Below are 14,355 nucleotides of genomic sequence, written 5' to 3'. Positions count from 1 at the left end.
GCCGACGAACGCCTTTGTCTGAAGGCGCTCGTTTGGGTGTTGAAAACAGGTGTTTGTGTTCCGCTTGCGGGCTCTGCAGGTTGTCAGAATGTGTAACGGTGGCAATCAGCGCTGGGAGTGTGCTGGTGTCAGGCTAGCCACCATCGCGGCGTAGAAAAATGATGCGGCCTCTTTCGCACTTAAATTATTCGCGGGTTTTTGCGTTCTTACGGTTGGGGTCATTGCCCTGTGTGAGGCGGTTTAATCTGACGGTGGAGTCTGCGTGATTATATGCAACGGGTTGTCCAGGGCGTGCGTGGCGGGGCTGTTGTTGGGAGTGAGCCTGGCCGCATCGGCGCGGGAGGCGGTGGTTCAGGCGGCGGCGGACATCCGGCGGACCAGTTTCGGAGTGCCCCATATCCGCGCCAGCGATGAGCGCGGCCTGGGTTTCGGCATCGGTTACGCCTATGCCCAGGACAACCTGTGCCTGCTGGCCAACGAGGTGGTCACGGTGAGTGGCGAGCGCGCCCGGTTCTTTGGCCCTGAACAATCGACCCTGGAGGCGCGCAACAACCTTGCCAGCGATGTGTTCTTCACCTGGCTGAATACGCCAGATGCGGTGGCCACATTCTGGGCGGCGCAGAGCCCACCGATCCGGCAGCGTATCGAAGGGTACGTCGCCGGCTACAACCGTTATCTGAAAGAGCAGGGCGCTCCGGCGCAGTGCCAGGCGGCGTGGGTGCGGCCGATCACGCCACAGGATGTGGTCAAGCTGACGCGCAGGCTGCTGGTGGAAGGTGGCATCGGCCAATTCGCCGAAGCCCTTGTCGGCGCAACGCCGCCCAACGCTACCGCCTCTGTACCGAGCGACGCCAAAGCCTTTGAACTGGCCGCCGCCCATCAACAGCGCTTTACCCTGGACCGGGGCAGCAACGCCGTCGCAGTGGGCCGGAATCGTTCATTCAATGGGCGTGGCATGCTGCTGGCCAATCCGCATTTCCCCTGGATCGGCGGCATGCGCTTTTATGAGATGCACCTGACCATCCCTGGCCAACTGGATGTAATGGGCGCCGCACTGCCGGGCTTGCCGGTGGTGAATATCGGCTTTAACCAGCATGTGGCCTGGACCCATACCGTCGACACGTCCAAGCATTTCAGCGTGTATCGCCTGACCCTTGATCCCAAGGATGCCACGCGCTACCTGCTGGACGGCAAATCCATCGCGCTGGATAAAACCACGCTTACCGTGCAGGTCAAACAAGCGGATGGCAGCCTCAAAGGGCAGACGCATATCGTCTACCGTTCGCAATTCGGGCCGGTGGTGCAATGGCCTGGCAAGCTCGATTGGGACAACCGCTACGCCTTCAGCCTGCGCGATGCCAACCTGGGTAACGACCGCGTGCTGCAACAGTGGTACGCGATGAATCGCGCCGGCAGCGTCAAGGACCTGCAAACTTCGGTACACACTCTGCAAGGCATCCCATGGGTCAACACCCTGGCCGCAGATGACCAGGGGCAAAGCCTGTTCATGAACCTGTCGGTGGTGCCCAACGTCAGCGCGGCCAAGCTCGCGCAATGCAGTGACCCACGGGCCGGCCTGCAACTGATCATATTGGACGGCTCCCGCAGCGCCTGCGCCTGGGACGTCGACGCGCGCGCTGCCCAAGCCGGGATCTTCGCGGCTGAGCAGTTGCCGCAACTGGAACGTAGCGACTACGTGCAGCATTCCAACGATTCGGCCTGGATGGTCAACCCCAAGGCACCGCTGACCGGTTTCTCCCCAGTCATCAGCCAGGACAACATCGGCCTCGGCCCCCGCACGCGTTTCGCGCTGCAACGCCTGCAATCCCTGGACAAACGGCCGATCAGCGTCGCCGACCTGCAAAACATGGTAATGGACAACCAGGTCTACCTCGCCAGCCAAGTGATGCCTGACCTGCTGGAATTCTGCGCCAAGCACCTCGGCGCCGACACCGCCACCCTGCAACCGCTGTGCGCCAGCCTGCAAACCTGGGACCAGCGCGCCAACCTCGACAGTGGCCTGGGCCTGGTGCATTTCATCTACCTGATGCAACACCTGCAGCAAACCCCCGACGCCTGGCGTGTCACCTTCGACCCGGCCCAACCCCTTACCACGCCTCGCGGCCTGGCCATCGAGCGAGCACCCGTCTCCAAGGCCTTGCGCGAAGCCATGCTGGCCTCGACCGCCGACGCCAGCAAACACAGGCTCACCGCCGACAGCCGCTGGGGCGATCTGCAAGTCAGCGGCCAAACCCCGATCCACGGCGGGCCGCAACAGCTTGGCATCTACAACGCCATGCAAACCGTGCCCCGCGCCGATGGCAAACGTGAAGTGGTCAGCGGCAGCAGCTACCTGCAAATCGTCACCTTCGATGACAACGGCCCCCGGGCTCAAGGCGTGCTGACATTCTCCCTGTCCAGCAACCCCACATCGAAATACGCAAAGGACCAGACACGCGCATTCTCCGAGAAAAACCTCCGCCCGCTGCCCTTCACCGAAGCGCAGATCAAGGCCGATCCGCAGTACCAATTGCAGGTCATCAAGGAGTAGGGCACGCACGCAAGCCCTTGATGCCAAGGCAGAATATTTTTTGAAATCAAGGGGTTGCAGGCAAATGCAAATGAGTACATAATGGCGCCCATCGAACGCAATGAAGCAATAAAAACTTCAATGTATTCAATGAGTTAGAGTAGAGGCGCGCTTTACATAGCCCACTCAAGTTTGTATGCGGTGAGTGCCAGCAACCAGGGCATTGATCGTTTGAGGCCGAGTAGCAAAATGGTTATGCAGCGGATTGCAAATCCGCCTACGCCGGTTCGATTCCGACCTCGGCCTCCACTCTTAGAAACCCCGTAGATTAACGTCTACGGGGTTTTTTATTGCCTGTGGGAAAGTGCTGGAGTTCCGAAACTTTAGGGGGTGGAGTTCCGAAACTAGCTCATTTTGAAGGTTGCGCGACCGCACCGATGCGACGGTACACGCGCTTGGTGATCTCTTGTTCCGAGTGACCGAGCAGGAGGCTTGCGTCGGCGATATCCGTGATCTCGGAAGCGGCTTTGGGGCGGATATCCTTGAACTGAAACTGTTGGATCTTCTCCGCGTCATCAGCTCGTCCCTCACTGGCGGCCAAAGAGCGAGCGGCTTCTCGGGCGTCATCCCACCGGTTACGGAGCATTTGTTGAGAGACACGCATCCCGGTCCTGCTGAGAATGAAGTGCTGCGAGTTGTGCTGACTGTTCCTGGCCATGATGTCCTCAATGAGCAGACCGAGGGTGTTCTTCACGCCGCCTGCCTGCATTTGAATCCTGAGGCGCTTGCCTGTTTTTCCCTGCTGCACGGTCAAGTAATCCCCTTCGATATCCCCCCGCCTCATTGCGATCACGTCTGCCGGGCGCTGGCCTGTCAGATACGCCAAGTCCATCGCGTCCCTAAGTTCTTGTGGGGCTTTTCCATAGACGGCGCTCCAAACCATTTCATTGGCGTAGTAGTCGCGGACCTTCTCTTTATTCTTTCGGACACCGGCGCAAGGATTTTCCCGATCCGTAAAGCCCCATTCTCGCGCCATGTTGTAGACGTGGGAGAGCAGGGCGATCTCTCTGTTTGCTCTGGTCTTCGCCGTCCTGGCGTCCCTGTACTGTGCAACCATGGAGGGGGTGATTGCATCGATGGGCGCTGCCTCGAACCCTTTGCGCAGGTGCTTGAGCTCTGCCTTGTTGTCTTTCTGCGTCCGCGGCGCTTTCTTCGGGATGATGTCCCGCTCGTACCTGTCAAAAATCCCCTTCATGATCTTCAGGTCTGCCGGCTTTGCCTTGGACTCAAGTTCTGCCCATTTGAGTCTGGCTTTATCGAGATCGCCTCCCAGCGAAAGCTCTTTGCCGTTCGCGTCCCTGTAGTAATAACCCACCCACACCGTACCGTTCTTGCGTGGGCGCTTGCGCCGCACCATACCTGGCGGCAAGTCCCTGTTTTCTGTCTTGCGGGGGCGCATATCAGTTCACTCTGGAAAAGTCTGGCGTCCAAGCCGGTCGTGCCGGCGGCGGATTGTTGTCGACGATGGTGGGGCTGACCATGCCCAGTTTCATGCGGGCAAACATCCGACCCACCAGGGGGCGACCACCACGGCTTTCGATGTAGACCCAGTTGCGGTCTTTGAGCCACTTCCGCTGGTGGGCGCGGTGTTTGTAGCCGGTTAGGTCGGCGAGTTCATCGTCCGACAGGATTTCTGCCTGCATAATTACCTCCCGCCGCCCGCTGTGGGCCGCGCTGTCTTGATGATGTGGATGGTCAGGCCGAAGGTGATCAGCATCCAGGCACAGGTGCCGGCGAATGCGCCGAGTAGCGCCTCGGTGGTGCCGGTGCTGAGCAGGTCAGGGCCGAGCCAGGCGAACCAGTAGCCGGTGCCGGCCAGGTACAACAAAGCGCCCAGCAGGATCAGGGTGAGTTTCGTTGCGAACATGGGGTGTCCTTGCCGCGCTGGGCGGCAGAAGGTGGGTTATTCAGTTCGGAAGACTTCGTTGCGGACGGCTCGCCACTCTTGCTTCGTGGTCACCGGCTCGCGGCCGAACCAGCTCTCTGCTTCTTTCGCCAGGTCCTCGCGGGCCTGACTCCAGCCACCGCCACGACGAAGCGCGCACACTCGCACTTGGTCGCCGAGCGATTTGCACTTACCGATTTTCGTTTCTGCGCAAATAAACATGCGGGCATACCTCGCCCGCCGCTCACCGACAGGCATGTAGGGGGATTGGAGTTAGGGAAGCGTTGTGCCGATTTGCGCCGCTACGACGGTGATTGCCTGGCGGAGCGCGCCACCTCGATCCGCGTCGTCGGTCCAGCCGATGTTCTCGCCGAAGCCGCGTCGCTCGACCATCACGTATTGCAGGTTGGTGAACCAGAGGATGCTGAGCTGAAGGTCTACCGCCAGGCGCATGGCCTGGGCGTCATCACTGAGTGGCTGCCATTGCTCACGTCCGGATTCTGGATCGTCGTAGTAGAAGGTATCGCTTCCGCGCCGATACTCCAGCTCGAAGCCCATGGCCTTGGCTGACAGCTTTAACAGCTCATGGTCCGTCATGGCCTCGGCCCCTTGTAGATGAAGACGTAGGCGAGCCAGGGGGTGGCGATCATGGCGTCACCTTGATATCTACGTCGTCGTGAATCCACTCGATATCGAGCAGGTCATCGTCGTCAATCTGCGATTCCCGATGGTCACTGCTTGTCAGCAGCTCCTCCACTTCATCGTCATCGACGTTCTCAATAACCTTTCGGAAGTTCACGACTGCTTTGCCGGTTAGCACGACTGTTCTTTTCATGGGCGAGTTCGTCCTTGCCGCTATAGCGGCTGACTTTGAAGGGGGAGGGGTTACAGGTTTTTCGGGTGGAGTACGGATGTACTCCTATCGGGATTTGGCGCTACGCTTGCGAAACTCGTAAACCATGCTGCGCAGCTCTACCAGAGACTCCTGCAGGTCGCCGCGGGCGGAGTCGATATTCTCAAGCAGCTCACCTTCGCCGTCGTCACCACCCTCATCAACGGCCAGCAGAGCCAGTCCGTATGCCTGGAACTTCGCCAGCACATCATCGGCTGACAGGGCCATGTACTCGGCATGCTCAATGGCATAGTCCTGATTGGAGCGCTCAGGCAGCACCACCGCTACCGGCGCGGGATGCTCGGCGTAGAGCGGCACCAAGCCGGGAGCCGGGTTAGCCCACATCCATTCCCGAGCATAAAGGCCACCGAGGTGCGCAAGACTCCCGAAGTTTTCAAAAGCTTTTGGGTCGGCATATGCCACCGGATCGCCCTGGGGCCGGACGGCTGTCCCAGCGCCGAACCGAGCGCACAGTAGCTCCCAGATATCAAAGGCCCCAGCACCACACACGCGGGCTTTCTCTGCCAGGATTTCTGCCATCTCGTCGTCAAGCTCTCGCGGGAAGCTGATCATCTGCTCACGCGGCACGCCGTCAATCGTTTGGCTGGTGGTCATGGCTTATGCCCTTGCGGTGGTCTTTGATCATCTGCTGCACGAGCAGCGCCCATTCTTCGTCGAGTTGCAGCGCGCCGACCGACTCAAGCAGGTCAACAAGCTCTTTATATTTCTCGTGTGGCCGCATAAATCACCTCAGCAAATCAGTTGTGCCAGTGCCAGCAGGCACCAGCAGTAGGCGGGGAGTTGGGTCATGGCTTGATCGCTGCGTCGATTGCCGCGTCCAGGTCAACACCGTGCTTCATGTCACGGTACGGCGGGTTGCAGTCGTCGGAGACCGTCTGAAACAGAAGGCGGTCGATCATGTGAGGGCCGACGTTCACGTCTCGCAGCCAGCGGTATCGGGCCGCGTCACGCTCCAGCACATCAACCCGCTCATCCGCTGCGGTCAGGCGCTGTTGCAATTCCTTCTCCCGGCGTTCGGCTGCAACGCAGCGCTCGGCAGCGTCAAGAAACAGGCGGGAGGCCTCATCAAAGGCGGAGGCCATCACAACGTCAGGTCCATGCGGGTCATAGCCAATCGTAGCGCCGGCCGCTGAAAGCATCGTAACGACCTTGTATCGGTGAACTTCGGTCACGGGGAGTCCTTGCCGGGCCGTGCCCGGGCGGTGGAGTGGGGGAGTTCAGAGTTGCTGCAGAAGGCGCCGGCCTATCCAGCGAACCACGGTAACGGCCTTGCTGTTGCCGATCGCCTTGTAGCGAGGCCCGTCCGGGCATTCGCTAGCAGGCTTGCCGCGCCAGGGGATCAAGGTGTAGTTGTCGGCCATGCCTTGGAGACGTTCGCACTCGATCGGCACTAGACGCCGCACTGAGCTGGTAGAGGACACAACGTTGGGCCCCAGGGCTGAATCAGTGTTGTCGACCTGCTTCCCATAGTTGCAGGTCAGGGTCTGGGCTACTTCGCGACATGCGACTATGGGCTGCCCGCGCCCTGTGCCGTCTTCGCTGCCGTCGAACCCTTCAGCCTTGAGGGTGTGCGTGATGTCGCCAGTGATGCACACGGCCACCTGGCCGCCGGCGTTGGCGTGGCTGCCTGAGTGATTCATGGCGCGCAGGGTAGGGGCGATCTCTCCAGCGTCAGCGCCGTGATCCTTGCAGGAGAAAGCCAGTACCGCGTTTTCCTGGCCGTTATTCCTGCCCAGGGAAAAGGCGAGCTTGTCGCTGACGCCAGGGTCTTGAGTGCCATGCACCACCAGAAGACCTGATTCGGCATCCTGTTGGGTTGCGCTGCCAGCAGCCTTGCCGCCGGCCTGAAGCGTGCCCGCCACCACCAACAGGCTTTCTCTGCTCTCATGATCGCCGTATTGGTTTGTTGTTAGCGGTGCGGTCACTACGAACGTCTCGGTTTCGGCATCCATCCTTGTCCCACCAGGATGCGCGCTGAGAGCAGTTGCTACCTCGGTCTGTTCACAGTTGGCGCCGCCTCCAAATGCTGTTGATTGGAGGTGACCAGCTAAGGCGTGATCAACGTCGATGCCGCCGTCAGTGCTTCTAAGAGTGCCGGCGGGAGCGTCCGCTTTCTGGCCTCGGCGCGGCGCAGTATCCCGGCGCACGCCTTCGCGCTCAAAAAGTACCTCGGTGGGATCGAATCCGTCACGAGCACTTGCGACAACGAACACACGACGGCGTCGTTGGGCCAGGCCGAAATATTGGGCGTCCAAGATCCGCCACGCGATTGTTCTTTTGGGTCCATACACACAACCAGCGTCCTGCCATTTCTTCCCTGGAGGCTGCAGCTCGCAGTCTTCCCCAGCAAGCGCGCCAAGAAAGCATCCGAAGGCGTTCCCTTTGTCGCTGAGGACGCCGGGGACGTTCTCCCAAACGATGACACTGGCGGGCTTTCGCTGGCCAGCGCGAACATAGTCAACTGCATCTGCAAGCTCCACGTATTTGATGGTGAGGGCGCCGCGCGGGTCGGTGAGACCTTCACGCATACCGGCAACCGAGAAGGCCTGGCACGGGGTACCGCCGACTAGCACGTCAGGCGCCGGGATCTTGCTCGCCAGCACCAGCGCGGCCAGCTTGGTCATGTCGCCGTGGTTCGGCACGTCGGGGTAGTGGTGGGCCAGGACCGCCGAGGGGAACGGCTCAATCTCGGCGAACCAGGCGGCGCGCATGCCCAGCGGGTGCCACGCTTGTGTTGCGGCCTCGATGCCGCTGCACACAGAGCCGTAGGTGATATCGGGCATAGGGGATCCTCGCCGGCTGGCGTGATTCGTTGATATGGGGTATTTGTGTCTGGCCCGGTATGAAGTCGGGTCATGGAGTGAAAATGAGTGAATTGGCTGGGCAGATAGGAAGAAGAACGGGTTACGCGATTTTATGGCCGCTGCTTATCGGCCTTCCAGTTGCGTTGTTTGCAGGTGGAATTAGTGTCGCGACATTCACCGCAGTTGCCACTCTGTGGCTGCTCGTCGCGGTATTTTTAATTATCGGTCCTGATAGCATTTCCGAGATATCTTTCTGGAAAGCCTCGATCAAAACCGATGCCAGGGCTGCTAAGCAGGCCCGCAATGAAGCGGAGGCTATTCGTGACGAGCTAAGGCAAGTGGCCCGCTTGAATATTGAAAACGTTTTTCTTCTGAACAGTTTACTTGCCGGGATTTACGCGTCAGGCAGTAACTCGGAATTACCCGGTGCGTTCGGTCATGTCGCAGCAAACCTGGAAGAAATGACTCCGCTTATTTCAACCGATCCAGCCGTGGTTGAAGCTTGGCAAGAGAGCATGAGAGAGGTCATTAAGGCTGGCTAACCAATAATGACAAACACCCTTTTAATAGATAGGTGGCTACGACCCTGTTGATATAGGGTATTACGGGTGACCGGCATGGAGCCGGATCAAGCGGTGAGACGTTCGCCAATCACCGTGGTGGTGAACTGAATTGTGTACTCGGTGACAAGTTCGAACTCGCCGCCGCAGGTGTCGCAGGTCATGTTCTTGTCGCCGTAATCCTCGCTTTCAATGTGGATCACAGTGGCGCAATGCGGGCATTTGCATTCGTCCTGGCTGCGATAATCCCACTCGTCATATTCGCTCTCGGCGACCTTGGCCAGCGCTTCGGCTTTCGCAACAGCGTCTTCTGCGTCCTGGCAAGGCTTACAGGTGAACCCGTCTGGATGTCCCAACGGCGCTTCCGTGAGCTTCGAGCGGTGGGTGCTGCACAGGCGGCAAACGTTGTGTTTATCGCACACCGAGTAGCTGTACTTCTCGCCGGTTCCGTTGCACTTGGCGCAACCAGAAACCCAGTACCAGGCGCCATCGATCCGCTCGGCGTACAGGCCGTTTTCCGGGGGGCTCAGGCTGACTTCGGGCAGGTCAGTAGTGGTACGGTGAAATCTGTGATGATCCGCCCCGTTCCACACGTTGAGGCTGCCGTTACGCTGGCGCTGGGTCCATTCACCCGGGATCTCCGTGATCAGGATTTTGGTGTTTTTGTCCATGGATTATCTCCAGTCAGGCGCCGCCCTCTTCGAGAGCGCGGCGCGTCGGTGGGCGTCAGGCGGCAGCGCGCTTGAGCTGTTCGGTCAGTTGAGTGGGCAGGCCGCGCAGCGTCAGCGTGCCACCGGCTTCGTCGAATTTGATCTTGTCACCCAGCAGGTGCGCTTCGAAGCTGATCGACATCCCCTCGGCCCGGCCAGTGAAGCGCCGGAATTTGTTGAGGGTCTTTTTGTCTGGCGGCAGGGACTCGGAAATCCCGTAATCCTTCGCCTTGATGAAGTCGTAGAAGTTCTTCGGGCGGTCTTCGTCGATCAGGCCTGACAACTCGTCGAGGGTGATCGGTTCGCCCAGCTTGGCCTGGGTCATCGAGTAGCCGACCAGGGCGTGGGTCTTCTCGCGGGCCGACTCTTCTGGCAGATCCTCGCTCTCTACAAAGTCGCTGAACGCCTTCAGCAGTGCGCGGGTTTCGCTAGGCCCGTCGATCCCTTCCTGACAACCGATGAAGTCGCGGAAGTAATCGTTGAGCCTCCGGCCCTGCTTGCCCTTGAGGTACGAGATGTACTGCTTCGACTGCGGGTTGTTCTGCCATTCGCTGATGTTGATGCGCGCAGCCAGACGGATGTGATCAAGATCCAGACGCTTCACCGTCATCAGGGACAGCTCTTCGGTCATGGTCACCGCTTCGGTTTCCTGCACCAGGGCAATGGCCAGATACTCGGTCATGCCTTGCAGGTAGTGGCAGAAGAGGGCGTGCCCGCCAGTGGTGAGGTTTGATTCTTCCATCAGCCGGGTAAGGTGTTCGACGGCGGTGGTGCTGAACGACAGGAAGTCGGTAACGCCCGCCAGGTACTTGCCGAGCCAACCACTGAAGGGGAAAGCGCCTGATTCCTGATGGAAGAAGCCCCAGCCCTTGCCTGAGGTGGCGTTATAGCTTTCGTTGAGCTGATGCATCAGATCGTCGCGGGCGCCGCTATCTTCCTGCTCGGCGCCTGCCAGGTGCAGAACAGCCGGGGTGCCGTCTGGTTTCTTGTCGATCTTGTGGATGACGCTGTGGAGAATGGGCATTGCGATTACCTCAGGTAGGCGCCGCCCTCCGGTTACCGGATGCAGCGAGTAGGGTGGGTTATGCGGGCTCGATGATCTCGTCGCCCGGGTCTTTCTGGATGGCGAGCAGGCTTTTATTGCGGAATTCCCGCGCCACGTTTTGCGATATCTCTATTTCGTGGCGCGGCGGATTTAGTAACGGCTGGCACTTCGCGGAGCCCATGGCATGCAGGTGATGAATCATCAGCGTCATCGCCTCGCCTTGCTCAGTAATGCCTGCCCATTCCATCAGGTCGGCCAGCGCCTGCCGGGTGCCGGGGCGGACCCTGAGCCTCAGCTCTTCCTCGGCAAGTGCCACACGCTTCCTGGCAGACTTGGCTGAGCGTTCTTTCTGGGGTACTGCTGCCATGGCCTACCTCTTCTATTCCGCTGGCCGGCAGTGCGAGCCAGGTTTGACGTTTGCGTTGCTGGGAGCGGGCTATGCGGCGCATGAATTGGTCACGCCGAATGGGCTTGCTTAGGGAAGAATGCCGGCGCCGGGCCTTTGGTTGCCTTCGGATAGTCGATATCGAACTTATCCAGTAACCGTTCGAAGTTTTTCCGGTTGGTCTGGATGCTTTCTCGCGCCTGATTCCTGCTGAAGCCTCGCGCCAAGAGTTCGCGGATCAGTGCGGCGTTTCTGGCGTCGCGCTCTTCATCGACAAACCGAAGATCCTTGTTGCCTCGCGTATCTGCTGGCTTGAATTTAAATCCGCCAAGCCGTGCAAGCCACTGCAATGACCGTATGTGCATGCCGGTTCTCAGGATGGCCTGGGTATAGGTCATGGTCTCGGCCAGCCCCCTGATGTACTCCAGTTCATCCGCTTTGGCTTTCTCGCGCATGACCTTCCTTTCATCGCGCTCGATGTCCCGGAGCGCCATTTTGTCCAGGAACTTGACCGGCTCCGCGATGCACACTCGGGCCTTTTCCTTTCTTGGCTTCGGTTCTGGGTGATGCCTGGCAGGTGGCGGCTTAACAACCACTTCCAGTACCTGGATAGTCCCTCCTTTACTCAAGAAGGCCTCAATGTTGTGAGCCAGTTCGTTCGATGCTGGCCGAAGAGCCTCGACCATGCCTAGGTGGTTGCTGATCATGCTGCGATCCCCAAGACCCGATTCATCCGGTCGTCCAAGATTTCGTAGAAGGTGCTGACCCGCTCCGACAGCTTGCGGATCATCGCCTCGTCACGGTAGGCGCGCTTGATGAACAGCGGCATGCCGGGCCAGTAGCAAACAAAGTCGATCCACTCGCGTTCCGACACCCACAGGCCGCCCTGGCACTGGGCGACGTGTTCCTTGGGGATGTCACCGGACAGGATCACTTCGACCTGAAACTTCGGCAGCTTGGTTTTGATCTCCGTCAAGCCGGACTTGCCCACCAGCGAGTCAGGCGAATAGCCCGCGCCGTGGCTAAGGATGATCGCAACCTGCTTGGTCTCGACCTCTTCACGCTGTTCGTACAGCTTTCGGGCAACGCCTTCCAGCTCATGGCCGCGCTCGGTGTGACGGTTCCCCATGAACGGGTCAGCAGCTTCGCCGGTGATGCGCTCGCCGATGAGCGTGTTCATGTAGGTGAAGGCGCCAGCGCCGAAACCTGCCTCGCCTTTGCCGTTGACCAGCAGACATTCCAGTTCCGAGCATGTGACGATACCCAGGCGCAGGGCCAGCCACTCAGGCGAGCCCTGTTCAACCTCAGTGATTATTTGCATGGCTGTTTACCCCGCTTGCTGAGCCGCTTTGGCGGCTTTTGAGATTGAGTTGTTCAACCCAGCTACCACGCCGTCAAACGCGGACTTCGCGATCTGTCCGGGGTCGCCGTACATCTTTTCAAAGTTGGCGTGAACAGCCTCGCTGCACTTATCCAGTAGGGCCTGAACCTGCCTTGCTTGCGCGGGCGTGACGAGCTGATCGGATGGCTCGACATAGCCGTCATTGTCGTTGTCGTCGCCGCTGGTGATGTTGAGCAGGGCGCACATCACATACCGCTTTCCGTAGGTAGTGGTCGAGCCAACCGACTGCACGGCGCTGCGCCCGGCGCCGGTATCGAGCGGTAGGATCATGGTCGTTTCTTCGCGGTGTCCGGCCTTGTGCATCAGGATTCCGGTAATGCTCACGCCATTGGCTTGATTGACGATCTTGAACGACACACCAAAACCAAACTTGGCCATTACCGGGCGCACGGCGTAGTTGATGTCGTCGAGGTCGGCGTACATCTTCTTGGTGTGCGTGTTCTCGGTGCGCTTCTCCACAGAAGGCATTGCACACTGCATTTCAGCGAATGATGCATTGAAAGCCTCAAGCGCGGTTTTGGCTTCCATCCGATCCTGAAGCGCGATCAGGCGCTCCAGCTTGTCCATGTCGCAGCGAGGATCAAGGGCAAGCCGACTGATCGTCGAAAGCATGCTGATTTCTTGGGCGGGCTGTGCCGACATTTGTCTATCGCGCTCCAGCGGCATGATGATTTCTTGCGACATGGCTATAGCCTCAAAATTGGATAGTGATGTGGGGGACTTCGCCACGGGCGATCTTCAGGACGATCGCCTTGGCCAGCTCTTCGCTGATGTTCATGCCGATCAAAGCCTGCTTGGCTTCGCCCAGGATTTTCGACTTGTGCGCTACGTCAGCCTGGCGCTCCTGCTGTTGGCGCAGGATTTCGTCTGCCGCTGCGTTCGCCCGCGCAACCTCGGCCAGTCGAGCCTGCTCCACGGCTTCCTCTTGTCGGCGGATGGCCGCGAGTCGGTCTTGCTCGGCGCGCTGTTCGGCGGCGACACGGCTTGCTTCTGCCTGGGCTGCCGCTGTGCGTGCCTGTTCGGCCTGTAGTTCCAGTTGCAGGCGCTGGCGTTCGGCAGCCGCTTCCGCGTCCAGTGCTGCCTGTGCGGCGGCGCGCTGAGTGGCGGCAGCCTGTTCCAGTAGTTCCTGCTCACGTCGGGCGGCAGCTTCACGCTCGGCCTGGGCGCGCTGCTCGGCTTGGAGCCTTGCCTGCTCGGCGGCTACCCGTGCAATCTCTGCATCGCGGTCGCGCTGGGCCTGTGCTTCTGCCTCGGCCCGCAGCCTGATCAGCTCGGCTTGTTCGGCTTCGCGCTTCTGATATTCATCGAAGGAGGTCTTGAGCTTTTCCAGTGACGTAGCCTTGGCGCGATGTGCTTCAGCCTCAAACTCTTCGAATTTCTCGTCGACAATGATCTTCTCTTCAATCTCTCGGAAGAGCAGTTCGAACGACTGCGGCTGGCCTCCTATCAGGCCAAGGCCGCAATCTTCAATGTGGCGAATCATTGATTTGTGAAATTCGACCCGCGCTTCCTCGGCCTTCTCCCACTCCGTCAGAGGCTGTCGGGTGGCATCGCGCAGGGCATCCATCTTGTTAACGAACTCGCGCAGCTCGGCCTCGACGACCTTCGGCATTTCCTTGAGGCGCTTCAGGTAGTCGCGGCCCGGCTTCTCGACTGCCGTCTTCGATTTGCTGACGGTTGCTGCCAGGCTGGCGATGCGGGCGCGGCCCTTGGCCGTCTTGAGGTCCGGCACCTCGCCAGTTACTTCGGCTTTCACCGCGTCGAAGAACTGGCCCAGGCCGCCGGCAACATAAATGGCCGGCGCGTTGTCGGCGCTGATGTCGTCGATGGTGATGACTTGCTGATTTGCGGACATGTGGGATTCCTTGCCGCGATGCTCGCAGCGATTGAAGGTATTGGTTATTGAGTGATTCGATCAGCGAGGGCGCTGAGCAACATCAGAAAGGTGAAGAGGGCGAGGACAGAGAAAGAGCCGCGCCAGATGAGAGCTCTTCTGGCTCTTTGTTTGGCGCTCATCTGAAGTCCTTCGTTTCTATTCCAAGGCGAATATCCAGATCTAAT

18 protein-coding genes and 1 tRNA gene are annotated in these 14,355 nt (G+C 59.5%); 3 read left to right on the top strand and 16 right to left on the bottom strand.

Going from position 1 to position 14,355, the window contains the following annotated elements; translation table 11 throughout:
* The first annotated feature begins 262 nt into the window (after positions 1–262).
* Positions 263–2,551, top strand: coding sequence for an acylase (locus ACP7CJ_RS20765; RefSeq protein ID WP_426101599.1), 2,289 nt, complete (start codon positions 263–265; stop codon positions 2,549–2,551).
* 214 nt (positions 2,552–2,765) lie between these two features.
* Positions 2,766–2,839 (top strand) — tRNA-Cys (locus ACP7CJ_RS20760).
* A gap of 100 nt (positions 2,840–2,939) precedes the next feature.
* Here ACP7CJ_RS20760 and ACP7CJ_RS20755 read toward each other — a convergent pair.
* The 9 genes from ACP7CJ_RS20755 to ACP7CJ_RS20715 form a co-directional block, all read right to left on the bottom strand.
* A complete protein-coding gene (locus tag ACP7CJ_RS20755; RefSeq protein ID WP_426101598.1) occupies positions 2,940–3,989 on the bottom strand; it encodes a tyrosine-type recombinase/integrase in 1,050 nt (349 codons plus the stop codon).
* Between the two features lies 1 nt (position 3,990).
* A complete protein-coding gene (locus tag ACP7CJ_RS20750) occupies positions 3,991–4,233 on the bottom strand; it encodes a DUF4224 domain-containing protein (protein WP_426101596.1) in 243 nt (80 codons plus the stop codon).
* Between the two features lie 2 nt (positions 4,234–4,235).
* Entirely contained in the window at positions 4,236–4,457 is a 222-nt protein-coding gene (locus ACP7CJ_RS20745) for a hypothetical protein (RefSeq protein ID WP_426101594.1), read from the bottom strand.
* Positions 4,458–4,748: 291 nt separating this feature from the next.
* Entirely contained in the window at positions 4,749–5,072 is a 324-nt protein-coding gene (locus ACP7CJ_RS20740; RefSeq protein ID WP_426101592.1) for a hypothetical protein, read from the bottom strand.
* Positions 5,073–5,121: 49 nt separating this feature from the next.
* A complete protein-coding gene (locus tag ACP7CJ_RS20735) occupies positions 5,122–5,310 on the bottom strand; it encodes a hypothetical protein (protein ID WP_426101590.1) in 189 nt (62 codons plus the stop codon).
* Positions 5,311–5,394: 84 nt separating this feature from the next.
* On the bottom strand, positions 5,395–5,982 hold the full coding sequence (locus tag ACP7CJ_RS20730; RefSeq protein ID WP_426101588.1) for a hypothetical protein: 588 nt from the start codon (positions 5,980–5,982) through the stop codon (positions 5,395–5,397).
* On the bottom strand, positions 5,960–6,109 hold the full coding sequence (locus tag ACP7CJ_RS20725; protein WP_426101586.1) for a hypothetical protein: 150 nt from the start codon (positions 6,107–6,109) through the stop codon (positions 5,960–5,962). The genes ACP7CJ_RS20730 and ACP7CJ_RS20725 overlap by 23 nt, the downstream gene beginning before the upstream one ends.
* Before the next feature lie 64 nt (positions 6,110–6,173).
* Entirely contained in the window at positions 6,174–6,560 is a 387-nt protein-coding gene (locus tag ACP7CJ_RS20720) for a hypothetical protein (RefSeq protein ID WP_426101584.1), read from the bottom strand.
* A 45-nt stretch (positions 6,561–6,605) separates the two neighbouring features.
* The gene (locus ACP7CJ_RS20715; protein ID WP_426101582.1) at positions 6,606–8,171 is read right to left on the bottom strand and encodes a DNA cytosine methyltransferase; all 1,566 of its coding nucleotides are present in this window, start codon (positions 8,169–8,171) and stop codon (positions 6,606–6,608) included.
* A gap of 83 nt (positions 8,172–8,254) precedes the next feature.
* Between ACP7CJ_RS20715 and ACP7CJ_RS20710 the strand changes: the two genes are divergently transcribed.
* A complete protein-coding gene (locus ACP7CJ_RS20710; protein WP_426101580.1) occupies positions 8,255–8,734 on the top strand; it encodes a hypothetical protein in 480 nt (159 codons plus the stop codon).
* Between the two features lie 86 nt (positions 8,735–8,820).
* On the opposite strand, the gene ACP7CJ_RS20705 is transcribed toward ACP7CJ_RS20710, so the two are convergent.
* From ACP7CJ_RS20705 to ACP7CJ_RS20675, 7 genes are all read right to left on the bottom strand, one after another.
* Positions 8,821–9,423, bottom strand: coding sequence for a hypothetical protein (locus ACP7CJ_RS20705; RefSeq protein WP_426101578.1), 603 nt, complete (start codon positions 9,421–9,423; stop codon positions 8,821–8,823).
* A 55-nt stretch (positions 9,424–9,478) separates the two neighbouring features.
* Entirely contained in the window at positions 9,479–10,486 is a 1,008-nt protein-coding gene (yejK, locus tag ACP7CJ_RS20700; protein ID WP_426101576.1) for a nucleoid-associated protein YejK, read from the bottom strand.
* A gap of 58 nt (positions 10,487–10,544) precedes the next feature.
* The gene (locus ACP7CJ_RS20695) at positions 10,545–10,874 is read right to left on the bottom strand and encodes a hypothetical protein (RefSeq protein WP_426101574.1); all 330 of its coding nucleotides are present in this window, start codon (positions 10,872–10,874) and stop codon (positions 10,545–10,547) included.
* An 89-nt stretch (positions 10,875–10,963) separates the two neighbouring features.
* The gene (locus tag ACP7CJ_RS20690) at positions 10,964–11,599 is read right to left on the bottom strand and encodes a hypothetical protein (protein WP_426101572.1); all 636 of its coding nucleotides are present in this window, start codon (positions 11,597–11,599) and stop codon (positions 10,964–10,966) included.
* A complete protein-coding gene (locus ACP7CJ_RS20685) occupies positions 11,596–12,213 on the bottom strand; it encodes a lambda exonuclease family protein (RefSeq protein ID WP_426101570.1) in 618 nt (205 codons plus the stop codon). Before ACP7CJ_RS20685 ends, ACP7CJ_RS20690 begins: the two co-directional genes overlap by 4 nt.
* A 6-nt stretch (positions 12,214–12,219) precedes the next feature.
* Positions 12,220–12,978 (bottom strand): ERF family protein, encoded by a 759-nt coding sequence (locus ACP7CJ_RS20680; protein WP_426101568.1) that lies wholly within the window; start codon positions 12,976–12,978, stop codon positions 12,220–12,222.
* 10 nt (positions 12,979–12,988) lie between these two features.
* Positions 12,989–14,149: a hypothetical protein gene (locus ACP7CJ_RS20675; protein ID WP_426101566.1), complete on the bottom strand. Its 1,161-nt coding sequence runs from the start codon at positions 14,147–14,149 to the stop codon at positions 12,989–12,991.
* Positions 14,150–14,355: the final 206 nt, after the last annotated feature.

Origin of the sequence: Pseudomonas sp. PSPC3-2, from assembly GCF_049897085.1 — a bacterium.
Taxonomy (GTDB): Bacteria; Pseudomonadota; Gammaproteobacteria; order Pseudomonadales; family Pseudomonadaceae; genus Aquipseudomonas; species Aquipseudomonas paraveronii.
This window is presented reverse-complemented; position numbering and strand designations above follow the sequence as displayed.